Here is a 16,507-nt window from a genome sequence, read left to right as displayed (position 1 = left end):
TGTGGACTAGTCCAGATTCAATCTTTTCCTTCAACGAAAATCAGCGTTTTTCCGCCGGTGCGGCGGCGCCTTTCTTTTCCGTTTCGGGCTTGGGCGCCTTGGCCAGCGCGCTGAGCAGCGCCGGGTCCTTGAGGACCTTGCTGACCAGGTTCTCGGCGCCGGACTTGCCGTCCATGTAGGTCTGCAGGTTGGCCAGCTGCGTGCGCGCATCCAGCAGTTGCGCCAGCGCGTCGACCTTCCTGGCGATGGCCGCGGGAGAGAAGTCCTCCATGCTCTCGAAGGTCATGTCGACCATCATCTGGCCGTCGCCGGTCAGCGTGTTCGGCACCGAGAACGCCACGCGCGGCTGCATGGCCTTCATGCGCTCGTCGAAGTTGTCGATGTCGATGTTGAAGAACTTGCGGTCGCTGACGGCGGGCAGCGCCTCCAGCGGCTTCCCCGAGAGGTCCGCCAGGACGCCCATCACGAACGGAAGCTCGACCTTCTTCTCCGAGCCGTAGATCTCGACGTCGTACTCGATCTGGACGCGCGGCGCGCGGTTGCGCGCGATGAATTTCTGTGAACTGTTTGAAATGACAGACATGAACTCTCCAGCCTTATGTCTTTTGGTAAAAATCTATTGAAAAATTCTTCGTTTTTAGAATTCCCAATAAAACCAGTCGCAATGCTACGTGTTTGGTTGTACCGCTTATATGGGAATTGTTCGAAAAATGGCTTTCGACTCTGAATTTATTGACGCCGTGAAAATGAAGATGACGACGCTGCTCCTGGCGCCGGACCACGCGCGCGCCGGGGCGGCGCGGCGCGTGAAGTGCCGGGCGCAACGGCTTACCGCGCCGCGCTCTCGGGAACGAAGAAGATGTCCACGCGGCGGTTCTGCGCGCGGCCTGCCGCGCTGCGGTTGTCGGCCACCGGGCGCGTGTCGCCGTAGCCCTGGATGGCGAAGCGCGTGACGGGCAGGGGGCCCTGCGCGACGAACCAGTCGCGGATCGCCCGCGCGCGCGCTTCCGACAGCACGAAGTTCGCCTGGGCCGAGCCTTCGCCGTCGGCGTGCCCGGCGATCAGGATGCGCTGGCCGGGCGTCGCGCGGATGCGGTCCAGCACGTCCTGCAGGTCGCGCCGCGCGGCGCCCGGCGCGAACGTCGCCTTGCCGCTGTCGAACAGCGACAGGCTGTCGATGCGCACCGCGGGCTGGGACGGAAGGCGCGACGCCAGTTCGTCCAGCGCGCGGTCCAGCGGCGCCAGCGCCGCCGGGGCGCCGTCGCCGCGCTCCCCGTCCACGTGCCAGTACGCATACAGGCCGGGAAACGCGCGCAGGAGGGCCTGATGATTCGCCCATGCCGCGATGCCCAGCCCGAAGGCCAGCGTCGCGGTTGCCAGGAGCAGCGGCCGCCGGTGCGGCCACGGGCGCGCGCGGCTGCGCGGCGGCGGCGCAGCGGGCCTCGCGGCCGGCGCCGTGGTGGCGGCCAGCGGCGTCAGCACGGCGTGGAACGCCTGCGCCGGCGGCGCCTCGAATTCCGCCTCGAATGCCGCCTCGGGAACCATCGCGGGCGCGGGCGCTGCCACCGGCGCCGCCGCCGGCAGCGGCTGCCCGACCGGCACGGGCACCGGCAGCGGCCCGGTCGCCGGCGTCGTCAGGCGCGGCTGCATGCCAGTGCGGCCGACCAGCCAGCGCGACCACGCGCCGGGCCGCACCGGCGTCTGCGCCAGGTCGGCCAGCAGCAGGCCCTGCAGCGCCAGCGGCGCGGTGTTCGCCAGCGACGACAGCGAGGACAGCAGCGCCGCGGCGTCGAGCCACTCGAACACCGCCAGCCCCAGCGCGCCGCGCGCGGCGCTGCCGTGCGGCGGCGCCTGCTCCAGTTGCGCGCGCAGCGCCCGCAGGCGCTCGCGGACGTGGCCCGTGCCGGCCAGGACCGGCGCGCCGAAATCGACGGCATCGCCGAACCATCGCGGCTCCCGCGGCGCCGGCGCCTGCGCGCCGAGCGGGCCCAGGCAGGCATACACCGCGAGATAGCAGGGCAGCACGCATCCGGGATGGCACAGCGCGGTCGCCAGCACGTGCTGCCACTGCGCGAACTCGCGCCGCAGCGTCGCCTCGTCGTCGCCTTCGGGCAGCACGGGAATCAGCGCCGCGTCGGGGAAACGGCCGCGCGATGCCTTGACCTTGGCCATCGTCTCGGCCAGTTGCGCGGGCGTATCGACGCGCAGCCACACCGCGCGGTCGTCGCGCCGCAGCGTGGCGCGGGATGCCTCGCGCGCGAACAGCGCGCCCGCGTAGGGGCCGAGCACCAGGACGACCGGCAGCTCGCGGCCGTCGGCCGCGGCCTGCTCCGGCGCGCCTGCGCCGCCGTCCGGTTCCGCCCGCGCGCCGGCCGTCTCTTCCGGGTGCCGCCCCGCGGCCGCCGCCAGGCGGCGGCGGTACGCCTGCCGCAGGTCGCGCCCTGCCAGGAAACCGAGTTCGAGCACGAGGTCATACCAGTCCAGCAGCGCCGGCGACGGCGCCGCCGAGTTCAGCAGCGCCTCGATGCGCACGCGCACGCGGCTGGTGCCGTCCTGCGCCGCGTGGAAGCGCGCCTGCAGCGTCTCGCGCATCCAGTCGTCGCGCTGGCCCGGCGGCAGGCTGCGCAGCGTCACCTCGTCGAGCAGCACGCAGTGCGCCAGCCCGATCTCGCTCACCGCGGCGTCGGCGTAGCCGCGGTCCCGCAGCGCCTGCGCCAGCGTTTCGGCAAGGCCGGCGCAGCGCGCGCGCCAGACGTGAATGGGCGGCAGTTGCGCGCCGTGGGAAAGCAGGGCGAGATGCAGCGCGGTGTCGTGCATCAGCGGGCGCAGCGATGCACCGGGTGTTCCGAGGTTCATGCGAGGAAATGTCTGGATGGAGCGATGCCGCCGTCACGGCATCTGGAGGATGTAGGTGACGTAGGTCTGGACCACGCCCGCGCCGGTCTGGCCGGTGGCGAAATAGCGCGCGAAGAACGGGATCTGCAGGTTGGTCCGGCCTTCGACCGGCACGGGCCTGACCGTCGAGCGGTCGCCCACCTTGATCGGCGAGCCGTCGCCGTTGGTGAGCTGGACCTGCACGCGGGTCGCACTTTGCACGCCGGCCTGGTCCTGCACCTGGAGATTGCCGGTGCCGGGATCGGTGGTCGGCCCGCTCTGGAAATAGGCGATGACCGAGTCCACGCCGCTGTCGCATTGCACCGGGATGTGGAAGCCCGTGGCCCCGGCGGTCTCGCCGGCGGCGGTCAGCACGCGCGTCGAGATGGTCGGCAGCGTGACGGTCTGGTCCGTCGCACCCGCCGCGACCGTGCACGACACCGCGTGATAGGTGCCGGTGAAGTTCAGCGTGACGGTCGGCGAGCCCGCCGCGAACGCGGCCGGCGCGGTCCATGCCAGCGCCAGCGCGGCCAGCGCGGCCCGCCGGGCGCCGCGCGCAAGTTGTTTCAACGTATGCCTCTGTGTCGTCATTTCGGTTCGCCCGACGAATTGGATTGCTGGACCGGCGCAGGACCGGGATGGGACTCCGCCGCGCAAGGCGGCAGCGCCGCGCCGGCGCGCGCCCCCAGGCGGACGCGGCGCGGATGTCTTCGCCCGGACGCGCATGCCGCTGCCCTCACGCGGACGGCCGGCAGCGCCATTGCACACGCAGCGTGGTGGCGCCTTTCCTGGCCTGCAGGCCGGCCGGCGCAATCGCGTAAGGCACGGTGCAGCTTTCCTCCGCGCGCTCGCCCCACTTCGCCGTGAGCGCGCCGCTGCCCTCGAGCCCGCGCAGGAACGTCATGCCGCCCTGCCCGACGCCGCCCAGCGACTTGCCGGACGTGTCGAACAGCTCGGCGCCCATCGGCAGCGGGCTGCCGTCGGCCTTGCGCACCGTGGCGATAAGCGGCCGCCCCAGGCGCGTGGCCATCTTCACGAACACCACGGCATTCAGGCGCGGGACCACTTCCTCGCTGGTGTTGTTCAGCTCGACGTCGTCGGGCATGGCGGCCGGATCGAGCGCCACCGTGTTGGCGCGGTATGGCATCAGCGACGGAACCACGGCATAGCCGAAGCGGTCGATCGAGGCCCCCTGGCCGTTGATCACCTTGCCGCCCTTCGCCCCCTTGGCTTCGATCAGCGCGGCGGCCGCGCCGAGCGGCGGGCTCAGCGTCACGCCGCCGCGGTGGACGACCACCGCGCCCGTGGCGCCGAGCGACGCCTGGCGCGTGCGGTTGTTCAGCGACGCATTCGCCGTGACCGTGCCGACCGGCGAGCGGTACGTGCCGTAGCCGCCGAGCGAGGCGTTGGTGCTGTCGCCGCTCACGATGCGCGCCATGTTGACGCCGTAGTCGAGGCCGATGTCGGTACGGCTGCCCGACAGGCTGGTCTGCAGCGCGCTGTTGCCGCTCGAATCGCGCGATGCCGATGCCGACAGGAAGCTGAACGTGTTGCGGTTCGCCGCGGTGGCGCGGCCGAGCGGAATCGACAGGTTCAGCCCGACCTGCGTCACCGTGCGGCCGTTGCCGTCGGTGGCGCGCTGCGCGTAGAGCGAATAACCGACGTGCCGGAACACGCTGCTGAAGCCGAACTGGAACTGCAGGTCGCGCCCGCGCGCCGTGCCCCAGTAGTTCTGCGTGCTGCCCGATACATAGAACGCGCTGCGCGTGCCGACCTGCTGGTTGACGTTCACCTGCAGGCGGCTGCGCGCGCGATAGTCGCGATAGTCGCGATAGTCGTCGGTGCCGCCGGCGCCGGCGTGGTCCTCGCGCGCGCGGACCGCGTCGCCCAGGCTGTAGAAGCCCGGCGTCGAATAGCGGTAGGCCGCCAGCGAGAAATTGGTGCGCGAGCCCGGCATCATCTTGCTGTAGCTGGCGCGCGTGCTGATGCCGCTGCGGTTGCCGCGCCCCGGCAGCTCGGTGCGCGCGGCGGTGGCGTCGAACGCGATCGCGCCGAGCGGCGTGTTCAGGCCGAAGCCGAGCACGCTCGAGACGTAGCCGGCCGATGCCAGCACGCCGCCGTAGGCCGTCACGAGATTGGTGAGGCCGTGCTGGTAGGTGCCCTGCGCGACCCACGGCGTGGCGCCGTGCGCGGCATCGCGGTAGCGGCCCGCCGCCACGCTGAAGCGGTAGCTGCCTGGACGCAGCATCTGCGCCACCGAGGCAAACGGCACGGAGAACTGCCGCGCGCGCCCGTCGGACTCCGTCACCGTGACCTCGAGGTCGCCGCCGTAGCCGGTGGCGGGCAGGTCGGTGAACTCGAACGGGCCCGGCGGCACGCTCGCTTCGTAGATGATGTTGCCGTTCTGCCGCACGATCACGCGCGCGTTGGTGTCCGCCACGCCGCGGATGACCGGCGCGTACGAGCGCAGCGAGTCGGGCAGCATGCGGTCGTCGCTGGCGAGCTGCACGCCGCGCACGCCGAACGAATCGAAGACCTCGCCGCTGGTGTAGCTGTCGCCGGCGGTCAACTGGCTGCGCAGCGCGGTGATGTCGCGCTGCGCGTAGGCCTCGAGGCTGCGCCAGCCCACGCCGGCGCCGCGGCTCATCCAGCTCACCGTGGAGCGCTGGCGGAAGCGCCAGGCACCGATGTTCAGCCCGCTCTGCAAACCGAGATAGGCGCTGCTGAAATCCTGCGTGCCGGTCTTCTGCTCGCTGGTGTAGGTGTTCAGGCTGTATTGCAGCAGGCCGGCGTCAATGCCGTTGTCCCAGCGCGCGGGGTCGATGTACCCCCGCGGCGTCTTGCTCATGGCGAGCTGCGGGATGGTGAGGTCGAGCTTCAGGTCGGCGCTGTCGAACGAGGCGCTGGCGCCCGGCAGTGCCTCGCGCAGCGGCAGGCAGGTTTCGGGGTCCAGCGTGGCGCGCGCGGCGTCGACGGTGGCGTCGGCGTCCTCGTCGTCCAGCCCCTTGAGCTGGCGCACCACCGCCTGGCTGTCCACGCCGAGCCGCTCCAGCGTCGCGAGCGTGAAGCACGGCGACGCGGTCTCGCTGCCGGGCACGGCGCGGAACTCGACCTCCAGGCGCCCGCGCCCGGCGCCGTTGACGGAGACGTCGACCGGATAGGTGCCGGGCTCGACCGGATTGCCGCGCGCATAGCGCGTCAGGTCGACGCCCTTGCCGGCGAACAGGGCGGAATTGAAGGCCACCACCAGCGGCTCGGCGGGTTCCTGGCGGCTGGCGGGCGCGCGCGGCGGCATGCCGTCGGCCAGGATCTGCGGGGCGGCGCTGGGGGACAGCGCCGCCAGTTCCACGCTTGGCCGGCGCGTCACGGCGAGCTTGCCGGCCTCCTCTGCGGATGCATCCACGGCCCACGCTCCCGCGCCAAAGGCCAGAATCGCTGCCGAAACCGTTTGACGGCAGCGGAAAACGCCATGATCGCCGCCCTGCGGTCCACCCTGCATTGCCCTGCTTACTACGCCAGCCACTCAGCTCACCCCCAATCGTTTTACCGCCTGGTCCACTTACTCCACTGTTTCCACGTTTGCCGTGTCCTTCACTTCCGCGCCGTAGTCATTGAGCAGCCCGTAGGAAACGAGCCCCGGCGCCTTCACCAGGCCCGGCTCGCCCTGCTTGCGCTCGAAATCGAGATGGCCGAACGGCGCCACCATGTCCTGGTTGAACGATGTTTCCCTGTCGCCCGACTTCAGCGTCACGCGGCTGAACGAGATGTGGTACGGGGTCGGGTTGTCGACGCGCAGCACCGGGCCGCCGCCCTTCTCGTCTTTTGCGTCTTTTGCGTCTTTCGCGCCCGGCACCAGCCGCCACTTCAACCGGGCCCGCACGGCGGCGGGGTCTTCCTGCAGCGCCGCGGGCCGGTAGAACAGCTTGATGCGGGTGCGGAAGGCGAACTGCAGCAGGTTGCGGCTGGCCGCGTCCTGCGCCGTGGGCGGGATTTCGAGGACGTTCAGCCAGTAGAGCGATTCGCGCTCCGGCGGCGCGTTCTCGCCCGCGTACATCACCCTGAGCGTCTGCCCTTTCTTCGGCTCCATGCGGAACACGGGCGGCGTCAGGACAAAGGGAACCTGGATTTCGTCGGGCTGCGCATTGACGTCGCCGTCGTCGATCCACGCCTGCACCAGCACCGGGGAATTCTCGATATTGGTCATGCGCACATTGACCTCGCGGCTTTGCTCCGGATAAACGACCCGCGTTCCGGTAATGACGACGGCTGCCTGCGCCGGCAATAACATCATGGCCGCCATGAAGGCGCCGATTTTCCATAAGCGCACGCAATACTCCTTTTCATTCTTTTTCCGGAAAATTCCGAACCGCCTCTGGCGAGACAGCCCGGAATTCGCCGATCCCGGCGGATCGATTTAGTTGTAGGCCAGCGTGAAGCGGGCGAACGATTCCACCTTGCCGGCCGTGGTGGCGGCGGTGGCGTAGTACTGGCCGCCGTACGTCAGCGTCGCGCCGCGCGCGGCACCGGTACCGGTGAGGTTGACGGGCTTGCCGCCGGCGCCGAGCGGAATCGGCGCGCCGCCGTCGCCGTCGACGAGCTGCACGTTGACGTTCCCTGCCGGGTTGGTGGTGGCCAGGTTCTTCAGGTTGCGGGTGGCCGGATCCATGTTGTCCATCTCGAAATGCGCCTTGACGGTGTTCAGGTCCGCGGAGCACTGCGTCACGCCGATGGTGAACGAGGTGGCGCCGGCGGTGGCGCCCTGGGTGGCCAGCGCGGTGGTCGACACCGTGGGCATCGTGACGGTCTTGTCTTCGTCGCCGGCGGTGATCGAGCAGGTGCTGCTCACCAGTTCACCGTTGAACTTCACCTTGCCCGCGGATTGCGCGAACGCGGTTTGCGCAGCGGCCAGGCCAAACAGCGTGGCGATGGAAAAAACGATTGCGTTCTTCTTCACTAATTACTCCTGTTCATATGAATAAAAGGCACCAACTTTTAATTGGTCGGCGAGATTGACGGGATTTTCTGCGGAATAATGAAAATGGATTCGCCTTATCCCGTCGATCAAACCCGAGGGCGATAGTAGTGCGCGGGATACGGGTGCGCCATATGACAAGTATTAAAGTCACCCGCTTGAAGTAACAGAGTGAAATGCATGTGCCGCACAGCCCATATGGGGATACCGATATGGCTGTGGCGGAAACATTTCAGACACAAAGCGCGGCCACGGATATTCGAATCGGGGCGCTGGAACGGCGATATGGAAATGGGCGCGCGGGCTTGGGCGCGCAGAGCGACAGCGCGCGGAACGCGTATGGGAAGCGAGCACGAGGAAAGCGGCGAGGCGGAGAACACGCCGGCCGTTCCACCCGGCGACCGCCGCGCCGGCACGGCCGGGACGCGCGGAGCCGGCGGCCTGCCCGGACGCCGCGACACGTGCGCCGCAAACGCCGCATGGCCGGCGGCGGCGGGAGCGCCGATGGCCGCCCCCGCCGGCAGCGCTCACGCCACCGCCGGCATGGCCTCGCGGCACGGAGGGCCCGTTTTTACGCACCATTCAGGTGCATTTACGGCGCCGGGCGCAAGAAAGCGGGCCAAAGTCAGGCCTCTGAAAGCAAAATCAGGCAAAATCTCACATTTACCGCGGACTGCGATCCAGCCGGCGGCGCCTTCCCTACCTATTTCTTGACCTTGAGGTAAGCAATGAGTACCCAGCCCACCATCATCTACACGCTGACCGACGAAGCCCCGCTGCTGGCGACCAGTGCCTTTCTGCCTATCATCCGCACGTTCACCGCGCCGGCCGGCATCGACGTCACGACCAGCGATATCTCGGTGGCTGGGCGCGTCCTGGGCGAATTTCCCGAATTCCTGACCGAAGAGCAGCGTGTGCCGGACAACCTGGCGGAACTGGGCCGCCTGACGCTGCTGCCGGACACCAACATCATCAAGCTGCCCAACATCAGCGCCTCGGTGCACCAGCTGGTCAGCGCCATCAAGGAACTCCAGTCGAAGGGCTACAAGGTGCCCGACTACCCGGAAGATCCGAAGACCGACGAAGAGAAGGCCATCCGCCAGCGCTATTCCAAGTGCCTGGGCAGCGCCGTGAACCCGGTCCTGCGCGAAGGCAACTCGGACCGCCGCGCGCCCGCCGCCGTCAAGAACTACGCCCGCAAGAACCCGCACAGCATGGGCGAGTGGAGCATGGCTTCGCGCACCCACGTGGCGCACATGAAGCACGGCGACTTCTATCACGGCGAAAAGTCGGCCACGCTGGACCGCGCGCGCGAAGTGCGCATGGAACTGGTCACCAAGAGCGGCAAGACCATCGTGCTCAAGCCCAAGATCGCGCTGCTCGACGGCGAGATCCTCGACAGCATGTTCATGAGCAAGAAGGCGCTGCTGGCCTTCTACGAAGACCAGATGGAAGACGCGCGCAAGACCGGCGTCATGCTGTCGCTGCACGTCAAGGCGACCATGATGAAGGTGTCGCACCCGATCGTGTTCGGCCACGCCGTCAAGGTGTTCTACAAGGACGCCTTCGCCAAGCACGCCAAGCTGTTCGACGAACTGGGCGTGAACGTCAACAACGGCCTGATCGACCTGTACACCAAGATCGAGGCACTGCCGGAATCGAAGCGCGAGGAAGTCATCCGCGACCTGCACGCCTGCCACGAGCACCGCCCGGAACTGGCGATGGTGGACTCGGCCAAGGGCATCTCGAACCTGCACGCGCCGAACGACGTGATCGTCGACGCGTCGATGCCGGCCATGATCCGCATCGGCGGCAAGATGTGGGGCGCCGACGGCCGTCCGAAGGACACCAAGTGCCTGATCCCGGAATCGACCTTCGCCCGCATCTATCAGGAAATCATCAACTTCTGCAAGACCAACGGCAACTTCGACCCCACCACGATGGGCACGGTGCCGAACGTCGGCCTGATGGCGCAGAAGGCCGAGGAATACGGCTCGCACGACAAGACCTTCGAGATCCCCGAAGACGGTGAAGCCCGCGTCGTCGACAACGCCACCGGCGAAGTCCTGGCCGCGCTGACGCAGCAGGTCGAGCAGGGCGACATCTGGCGCCTGTGCCAGGTCAAGGACGCGCCGATCCGCGACTGGGTCAAGCTGGCCGTCACCCGCGCGCGCAACTCCGGCATGCCGGCCGTGTTCTGGCTGGACCCGTATCGCCCGCACGAAGCCGAGCTGATCAAGAAGGTCGAGACCTACCTCAAGGACTACGACACCAAGGGCCTGGACATCCACATCATGTCGCAGGTGCGCGCCATGCGCTACACGCTGGAGCGCGTGATCCGCGGCCTGGACACCATCTCCGTCACCGGCAACATCCTGCGCGATTACCTGACCGACCTGTTCCCGATCATGGAACTGGGCACCAGCGCCAAGATGCTGTCGATCGTCCCGCTGATGGCCGGCGGCGGCATGTACGAAACCGGCGCGGGCGGCTCGGCGCCCAAGCACGTCAAGCAACTGGTGGAAGAAAACCACCTGCGCTGGGACTCGCTCGGTGAATTCCTGGCGCTGGCCGTGTCGCTGGAAGACCTCGGCCTCAAGACCGGCAACGCCGCCGCCAAGATCCTGGCCACCACGCTCGACGCCGCCACCGGCAAGCTGCTCGACAACAACAAGAGCCCGTCGCCCAAGACCGGCCAGCTCGACAACCGCGGCAGCCAGTTCTACCTGGCCATGTACTGGGCCCAGGAACTCGCCGCGCAGACCGCCGACGCCAAGCTGGCCGCCCACTTCGCGCCGCTGGCCAAGAAGCTGACCGACAACGAGAAGACCATCGTCGGCGAGCTGTCGGACGTGCAGGGCAAGCCGGCCGACATCGGCGGCTACTACTGGCCCGACTCCGCCAGGCTGGAAGCCGTGATGCGCCCGAGCAAGACGCTCAACGCCGCGCTGGCCGCCACGCAAGGCTAAGCAGGACCGGCCCGAAAAGAAACGGCCGGGCCGCCCCGAGAATCGGGGCCGGCCCGGCCGTTTTTTCGTTTGCGGCAGCCGGATGGCTCCCTGGCGCGCGGGCCTTGCCCGGGCGCCGGCGCGGCTAGTCCCAGAGACTCCGGAATGCCGCCGCCACGATCACCGGGATGGTGAGCACCAGCGGAATCGCGAAATACGGCAGGTCCAGGTCGACGTAGCGCTTGTAGATGAGCCAGGCGACGCCGAGCGCAAGCGTGACCAGTCCGACGAGCACAGAGAGCACATTCAAGGTCCGGTCCGACGGACGCTTTTGCGCTCGTTCCTTGGTGGAATGCGTGTCCATTTCAACTCCGAAGCAGGTCGTGGCGGGCATCCGTGCATTCAGTCTACTCCAGCCCGCGCCGGCGTGAATACCGGTCTGCCGGGCCGGCCACCGCCACCGTTGTGACGCGCATGCCATTTCCGCCGGGCATGGCATCCGCCACCGCCAATGTGTCAAAATGCCACGGCTCGCGCGGCCCCGGCCGCGCCCCGCTTCGGGTAGACTGCACGCGCCCCGATCGCACACCCACATGACGCCCCGCAAACGCATCTCGACTACCGCATGGCTCGGCTTGCTCGCCATGTGGCTGATCGTGTTCGCGCCGGTCGTCAGCCAGTTCGTGGCGTCCGCCCATGCCGCCGACCCGGCCGGCTACATCTGCTCCGCCGCCCATCCCGACGATGCCGCCCGCCAGCCGGCGGCCGCCGACCTCGCCGCCTGCGGCTACTGCGACCTGCTGGCCGATCATCCGGCGGCGCCCGCCATGCCCGCGCCGCCGCCCACGCTCGTCCTGCTGATCGCCTTCGTCGCCGCGGCGGCGCTCTTCACCCGGTTCGTGCCGCTCGGCGCGTTCCCCTCGGGACGCCCGCGCGCCCCGCCAGCTCTGCCTCGTCTGCGCCCCTGAGTATCCGCGGCGCCCCTGCGCGCCCGCGGCGTCCGCATGCACCGGCATGCGGGCGACGGACATCGATTCGAGGTAGACCCAGATGCACAAGATGCTTTCCCGCGGCCGCACCGCGCTGCGCGAGGCCGCTCCCGCTGCCGCCCGCACCCTGCTTTGCGCCGCGCTGGCCGCGCCCGGCGCCCACGCCCAGGAGGCCGGCGGCAACCCGGCCAGAGCCGCCGGCGAAACCGGCGCCGACGACCACAGCCTGCCCGCCGTGAGCGTGACCGGCACGCGCTCGTTCGCCGAGAAGAACCAGTTGCCGCAGACCACCGCCGGCATCACGGCGCAGCAGGCAGCCGAGACCATCAACGCGATGGGCACGGAAGACATGCTCAAGTACCTGCCCGACGTGCTGGTGCGCAAGCGCTTCATCGGCGACACGCAGTCGCCGATGGCCACCCGCACCACCGGCATCAACGCCAGCGCGCGCAGCCTGATCTATGCCGACGGCGTGCTGCTGTCCACGCTCGTGAACAACAACAACGGCAACGGCTCGCCGCAGTGGTTCATGGTCGCGCCCCAGCAGGTCGAGCGCATCGACGTGATGTACGGCCCGTTCTCCGCCGCCTATCCCGGCAACTCCTACGGTGCGGTGACGGAGATCGCCACGCGCATGCCGAAGAAGCTGGAAGGCAGCATCGAAGTCACCGGCGCGATACAGCACTTCGGCCAGTACGGCACCAGCGAGAACGAGCCGTCCCAGCAGTACAGCCTCACGCTGGGCGACCGCGCGGGCAAGCTGTCGTGGTGGTTCAGCGCCAACCATCTCAACAGCTTCAGCCAGCCGCTGAGCTTCGGCACCGTCACCCAGTCCACCACGCCGGCGGGCGCCGCGCTGCCGGTCGTCAGCGGCGCCTTTGCCGAGCGCAACCGCACCGGCGGCGCGATCCAGGTGATCGGCGCGGGCAACTTCCAGCACACGCTGCAGGACAACGCCGCCATCAAGCTGGCCTACGACTTCACGCCCGCGGTCAGCGCGGTCTACTCGCTCGGCTACTGGCAGAACGACGCGAAGGCCAGCGCCCGCACCTACCTGAGCACCGCCGGCGGCACGCCCTATTATGGCGGCGCCGGCGGCAGCGTCAACATCGGCGGCTTCGCCTACAACGCCAGCACCATCGCCGGTCAGTTCACCGGCAACAACGTCGAGCAGCAGCACCTGATGCAGAGCCTCAAGGTGGAAAGCCACACGCAGGGCGTGTTCGACGGCGAGGCGACGGTCAGCAATTTCTACTACCTGCGCGACCTCAGCCGCCTGTCCACCGGCACCTACCCGGCCGCGCTCACGGGCGGCCCCGGGCGCGCCACCGACATGAGCGGCACCGGCTGGACCACGCTCGACCTCAAGGGCACCTGGCGCCCGCAGGGCATGGCCGGCGCCAACATCGTCAGCTTCGGCGCGCACTACGACCAGTTCAAGCTGGTCAGCCCGACCTACACCACGGCGGACTGGACCGCCGGCAGCAGCGGCGCGCTGTTCAGCAACTCGCTCGGCAAGACCCAGACCACCGCGCTGTGGCTGCAGGACGTCTGGCGCGTGGCGCCCGGCGTGCAGGCCACGCTGGGCGGGCGCTACGAATGGTGGCGCGCCTACGACGGCTACAACTTCTCGCTCGGCAGCAACGGCGCGGGCGTGTCGATCAGCCAGCCCAGCGTGGACCAGTCCGGCTTCTCGCCCAAGGCTTCGCTCACCTGGGACGCCACCGAGCGCTGGTCCGTCACCGGCTCGTTCGGCAAGGCGCTGCGCTTTCCCACGGTCGGCGAGCTGTACCAGAGCGTGCAGACCGGCACCACCTTCACGCAGGCCAACCCGTTCCTGCAGCCCGAGCGCGTGCTGTCGAGCGAACTGGCGATCGAGCGCCACGACAGCGACGGCAAGATCCGCCTGTCGGTCTTCAACGAATACGTCTCCAACGCGCTGATCTCGCAGACCTCCAACATCGCCGGCTTCGCCACGCCGGTATCGTTCACGCAGAACGTGGGCAAGACGCGCCAGACCGGCGTGGAGCTGGCCGGCCAGCAGGACAACGTGCTCATCCGCGGGCTCTCGCTCTCGGGCAACGCCACCTATGTCGATTCGCGCATCCTCTCCGACGACAGCTACGTGCCCACCGTGGCGGGCGCCACCGCCGCCGGCAAGCGCGTGCCCTACGTGCCGGCCTGGCGCGCGACGCTGGCGGCCACGTACCGGCCCGACAACAAATGGACCTACACGCTGGCGGGCCGCTACAGCTCGCGCGTGTACGCCACGGTCGACAACACCGACGTCAATCCGGCGACCTACCAGGGCTTCCAGAGCTTCTTCGTGATGGACGCGCGCGTGCGCTACGAATTCGACAAGCACTGGAGCACGGCGCTCGGCGTGGACAACCTGAACAACCGGAAGTATTTCCTGTTCCACCCGTTCCCGCAGCGCACGTTCTATCTCACCGTGCGCTACGCGCTCTAGGCGCGCCGCCGCCGGCCCGCGGGCGCTCGCGCGCCTGCGCCGCCACCGCCACCAGCGCCTCGATCAGCCCCGCCACCGGCGCCCGCTTGAGCGCCGACTGCCGCACCAGCACGCCGATCTCGCGGAACATCGGCTCGCCCGGCAGCGGGATCTCCACCACGTTGCGCGTGCGCCCGAGCGGCACCAGCTCGGCCGGGATGATGGCGCAGCCCAGGCCTTCGCTCACCATCTGCAGGATCACCGCCGGCTCGTCCAGCTCCATGCCGCCGTCCACCCACAGCCGGTGCCGGCGCAGGTAGCGGTCCACCAGCTGGCCGCCCATCGAATGGCGGTTGTAGCGGATGAACGGCAGCGCCGCCAGCGCGGCCTTGAGGTCGCGCGGCGCGCCCCTGGGCGCGATGCCGACGAAGCGCTCCTGCATCAGCGGCACCCACTTCAGCTCCGGCGGGATGCCCAGCCGCGGCTTGACCAGCACGGCCACGTCGAGCTCGCGCGCGTCCACCTGCGTGAGCAGCTGGGTGGACATGCCGGGGACGACGTTGACGTGCGTCTTCGGAAAGCCGTCGCGGAAGCGCTTCATCGCGCGCGGCAGCAGCGCGGCCTGCACGGTGGAGACCGCGCCCAGGTCCAGCGGCGCGGTGTCGGGGGCCGATTGCGCGTGGCCCTTCATCGACTCGTACAGGTCGATGAAGCGGCGCGCCTCCGGCAGCAGGCGGCGCCCGTCCCCGCTCAGCGCGACCGATTTGCCAGCGCGGTCGAACAGCGTGCAGCCCAGGTCTTCCTCGAGCCGGCGGATCTGCGTGCTGACGGCGGACTGGGTCAGCCCGAGCCGCGCGCCGGCCGCGGAGAAGGAGGCCGTCTCGGCGGCCACGAGGAAGGTCTGGAAGTAGCGGATCATATATAGAAACTTTCGATACTCAGAGCAGAAAACATTCGTTTCATATTACGAGTTCTGCTGATTACAATCAACGGACCAGCGCCGCGCCGGCCGCGGCGCGGAACCGGCCAACCCGTCCCCCCGAGAGCCCCCGATGAGCGCCATCCCGTTGTTTCACCTCGCCTTTCCCGTCAACGACCTGGCGCAAGCGCGCCGCTTCTACGGCGGCCTGCTCGGCTGCCCCGAAGGCCGCAGCTCCGACGCCTGGATCGACTTCGACTTCTACGGCCACCAGGTGGTGGCGCACCTGGCGCCGCAGGAATGCGGCCATCGCGCCACCAGCGCGGTGGACGGCGACGAGGTGCCGGTGCGCCACTTCGGCGCGATCCTGCCGATGCCCGAATGGGAAGCGCTGGCCGACAGGCTGCGCGCGGCCGATACGCAGTTCGTGATCGAGCCGCACGTGCGCTTCAAGGGACAGGTCGGCGAGCAGGCCACCATGTTCTTCCTCGACCCGTCGGGCAACGCGCTCGAGTTCAAGGCCTTCGGCGACCTCAGCCAGGTGTTCGCCAAGTAAGTGCCGCCAGGCCGCAAGCCACGTTTGCCAAGCAGGCGCCGGATCGTTCCGGCGCATTTTTCCAAGCCCCCTCACCTACGGATTCCAAGATGACCGATTTCGTGATCCAGCCGCCCGCCCAGGCGAGCGTCGCCGTGGCCGGCAGCGATGCCCGCTTCCCCATCCGCCGCGTGTTCTGCGTCGGCCGCAACTACGCCGCGCACGCGCGCGAGTTCGGCAACGACCCCGACCGCGATCCGCCGTTCTTCTTCACCAAGCCGGCCGACGCCGTGGTGCCGGCCGAAGGCACCGTGGCCTACCCGCCGCTGACCGGGAACCTGCACCACGAGATCGAGCTGGTGGTGGCGATCGGCAAGGGCGGCGCCGACATCAAGCCCGAGCAGGCGCTGGACTTCGTGTGGGGCTACGCCGTGGGCGTGGACATGACCCGCCGCGACCTGCAGGACGTGGCCAAGAAGATGAGCCGGCCGTGGGACTGGTCCAAGAGCTTCGACGCCTCCGGCCCAAGCGGTCCGCTGCACCCGGTGGCCAGCGTCGGCCATCCGGCCAAGGGCCGCATCTGGCTCGCGGTCAACGGCGAGACCCGCCAGGACGGCAACCTCGACGAACTGATCTGGCCGGTCGCGGACGTGATCGCCTATGTCTCGCAGAGCGTGACCCTGGCCCCCGGCGACCTGATCTTCACCGGCACCCCGGCCGGCGTGGGCGAACTGCGCCAGGGCGACAAGGTGACGGCGGGCGTGGAAGGCGTGGGCGAGATCGCGTTCACGGTCGGCAAGCGCTGAGGCAGCGGGGTCAGG

General features: G+C 68.9%; 13 protein-coding genes. 5 read left to right on the top strand and 8 right to left on the bottom strand.

Features of this window, described 5'->3' with window-relative positions; genetic code table 11:
* Positions 1-40: 40 nt before the first annotated feature.
* The 6 genes from tssB to AC3WXD_RS16960 form a co-directional block, all read right to left on the bottom strand.
* Positions 41-583 (bottom strand): type VI secretion system contractile sheath small subunit, encoded by a 543-nt coding sequence (gene tssB / locus AC3WXD_RS16985; RefSeq protein ID WP_020201795.1) that lies wholly within the window; start codon positions 581-583, stop codon positions 41-43.
* Between the two features lie 245 nt (positions 584-828).
* Positions 829-2,856 (bottom strand): DotU family type IV/VI secretion system protein, encoded by a 2,028-nt coding sequence (locus tag AC3WXD_RS16980; RefSeq protein WP_492324238.1) that lies wholly within the window; start codon positions 2,854-2,856, stop codon positions 829-831.
* Between the two features lie 33 nt (positions 2,857-2,889).
* Positions 2,890-3,444 carry a fimbrial protein gene (locus AC3WXD_RS16975; protein ID WP_492324237.1) on the bottom strand — a complete coding sequence of 185 codons (555 nt, stop codon included), beginning with the start codon at positions 3,442-3,444 and terminating at the stop codon, positions 2,890-2,892.
* A 166-nt stretch (positions 3,445-3,610) separates the two neighbouring features.
* Positions 3,611-6,169, bottom strand: coding sequence for a fimbria/pilus outer membrane usher protein (locus AC3WXD_RS16970; protein WP_492324334.1), 2,559 nt, complete (start codon positions 6,167-6,169; stop codon positions 3,611-3,613).
* 264 nt (positions 6,170-6,433) lie between these two features.
* The gene (locus AC3WXD_RS16965) at positions 6,434-7,201 is read right to left on the bottom strand and encodes a fimbria/pilus periplasmic chaperone (protein WP_492324236.1); all 768 of its coding nucleotides are present in this window, start codon (positions 7,199-7,201) and stop codon (positions 6,434-6,436) included.
* 87 nt (positions 7,202-7,288) lie between these two features.
* Positions 7,289-7,828, bottom strand: coding sequence for a fimbrial protein (locus tag AC3WXD_RS16960; protein ID WP_020201790.1), 540 nt, complete (start codon positions 7,826-7,828; stop codon positions 7,289-7,291).
* Positions 7,829-8,574: 746 nt separating this feature from the next.
* Between AC3WXD_RS16960 and AC3WXD_RS16955 the strand changes: the two genes are divergently transcribed.
* Positions 8,575-10,815 (top strand): NADP-dependent isocitrate dehydrogenase, encoded by a 2,241-nt coding sequence (locus AC3WXD_RS16955; RefSeq protein WP_059412354.1) that lies wholly within the window; start codon positions 8,575-8,577, stop codon positions 10,813-10,815.
* Positions 10,816-10,939: 124 nt separating this feature from the next.
* On the opposite strand, the gene AC3WXD_RS16950 is transcribed toward AC3WXD_RS16955, so the two are convergent.
* The gene (locus AC3WXD_RS16950) at positions 10,940-11,104 is read right to left on the bottom strand and encodes a hypothetical protein (RefSeq protein WP_492324338.1); all 165 of its coding nucleotides are present in this window, start codon (positions 11,102-11,104) and stop codon (positions 10,940-10,942) included.
* 283 nt (positions 11,105-11,387) lie between these two features.
* On the opposite strand from AC3WXD_RS16950, the gene AC3WXD_RS16945 reads away from it, so the two are divergent.
* Complete coding sequence (locus tag AC3WXD_RS16945; protein ID WP_043365765.1) at positions 11,388-11,762, top strand: DUF2946 domain-containing protein; 375 nt, start codon at positions 11,388-11,390, stop codon at positions 11,760-11,762.
* An 82-nt stretch (positions 11,763-11,844) separates the two neighbouring features.
* On the top strand, positions 11,845-14,253 hold the full coding sequence (locus AC3WXD_RS16940) for a TonB-dependent receptor (protein WP_492324235.1): 2,409 nt from the start codon (positions 11,845-11,847) through the stop codon (positions 14,251-14,253).
* Here the strand turns inward: AC3WXD_RS16940 and AC3WXD_RS16935 are convergent.
* Complete coding sequence (locus AC3WXD_RS16935) at positions 14,231-15,151, bottom strand: LysR family transcriptional regulator (RefSeq protein WP_020201785.1); 921 nt, start codon at positions 15,149-15,151, stop codon at positions 14,231-14,233. The genes AC3WXD_RS16940 and AC3WXD_RS16935 overlap by 23 nt on opposite strands.
* Before the next feature lie 133 nt (positions 15,152-15,284).
* Between AC3WXD_RS16935 and AC3WXD_RS16930 the strand changes: the two genes are divergently transcribed.
* Together AC3WXD_RS16930 and AC3WXD_RS16925 are read left to right on the top strand one after the other, a co-directional pair.
* A complete protein-coding gene (locus AC3WXD_RS16930; protein ID WP_020201784.1) occupies positions 15,285-15,707 on the top strand; it encodes a VOC family protein in 423 nt (140 codons plus the stop codon).
* An 89-nt stretch (positions 15,708-15,796) separates the two neighbouring features.
* Positions 15,797-16,492, top strand: coding sequence for a fumarylacetoacetate hydrolase family protein (locus AC3WXD_RS16925; RefSeq protein WP_020201783.1), 696 nt, complete (start codon positions 15,797-15,799; stop codon positions 16,490-16,492).
* Positions 16,493-16,507 lie beyond the last annotated feature (15 nt).

Source organism: Cupriavidus sp. FW216-B1 (genome assembly GCF_058789195.1).
This window is presented reverse-complemented; position numbering and strand designations above follow the sequence as displayed.

Bases quoted from the DNA above. Each gene is read 5' to 3' on its own strand.
- tssB (WP_020201795.1), bottom strand. From the start codon at position 583: ATGTCTGTCATTTCAAACAGTTCACAGAAATTCATCGCGCGCAACCGC.
- AC3WXD_RS16980 (WP_492324238.1), bottom strand. From the start codon at position 2,856: ATGAACCTCGGAACACCCGGTGCATCGCTGCGCCCGCTGATGCACGAC.
- AC3WXD_RS16970 (WP_492324334.1), bottom strand. From the start codon at position 6,169: ATGCCGCCGCGCGCGCCCGCCAGCCGCCAGGAACCCGCCGAGCCGCTG.
- AC3WXD_RS16955 (WP_059412354.1), top strand. From the start codon at position 8,575: ATGAGTACCCAGCCCACCATCATCTACACGCTGACCGACGAAGCCCCG.
- AC3WXD_RS16945 (WP_043365765.1), top strand. From the start codon at position 11,388: ATGACGCCCCGCAAACGCATCTCGACTACCGCATGGCTCGGCTTGCTC.
- AC3WXD_RS16940 (WP_492324235.1), top strand. From the start codon at position 11,845: ATGCACAAGATGCTTTCCCGCGGCCGCACCGCGCTGCGCGAGGCCGCT.
- AC3WXD_RS16935 (WP_020201785.1), bottom strand. From the start codon at position 15,151: ATGATCCGCTACTTCCAGACCTTCCTCGTGGCCGCCGAGACGGCCTCC.
- AC3WXD_RS16930 (WP_020201784.1), top strand. From the start codon at position 15,285: ATGAGCGCCATCCCGTTGTTTCACCTCGCCTTTCCCGTCAACGACCTG.
- AC3WXD_RS16925 (WP_020201783.1), top strand. From the start codon at position 15,797: ATGACCGATTTCGTGATCCAGCCGCCCGCCCAGGCGAGCGTCGCCGTG.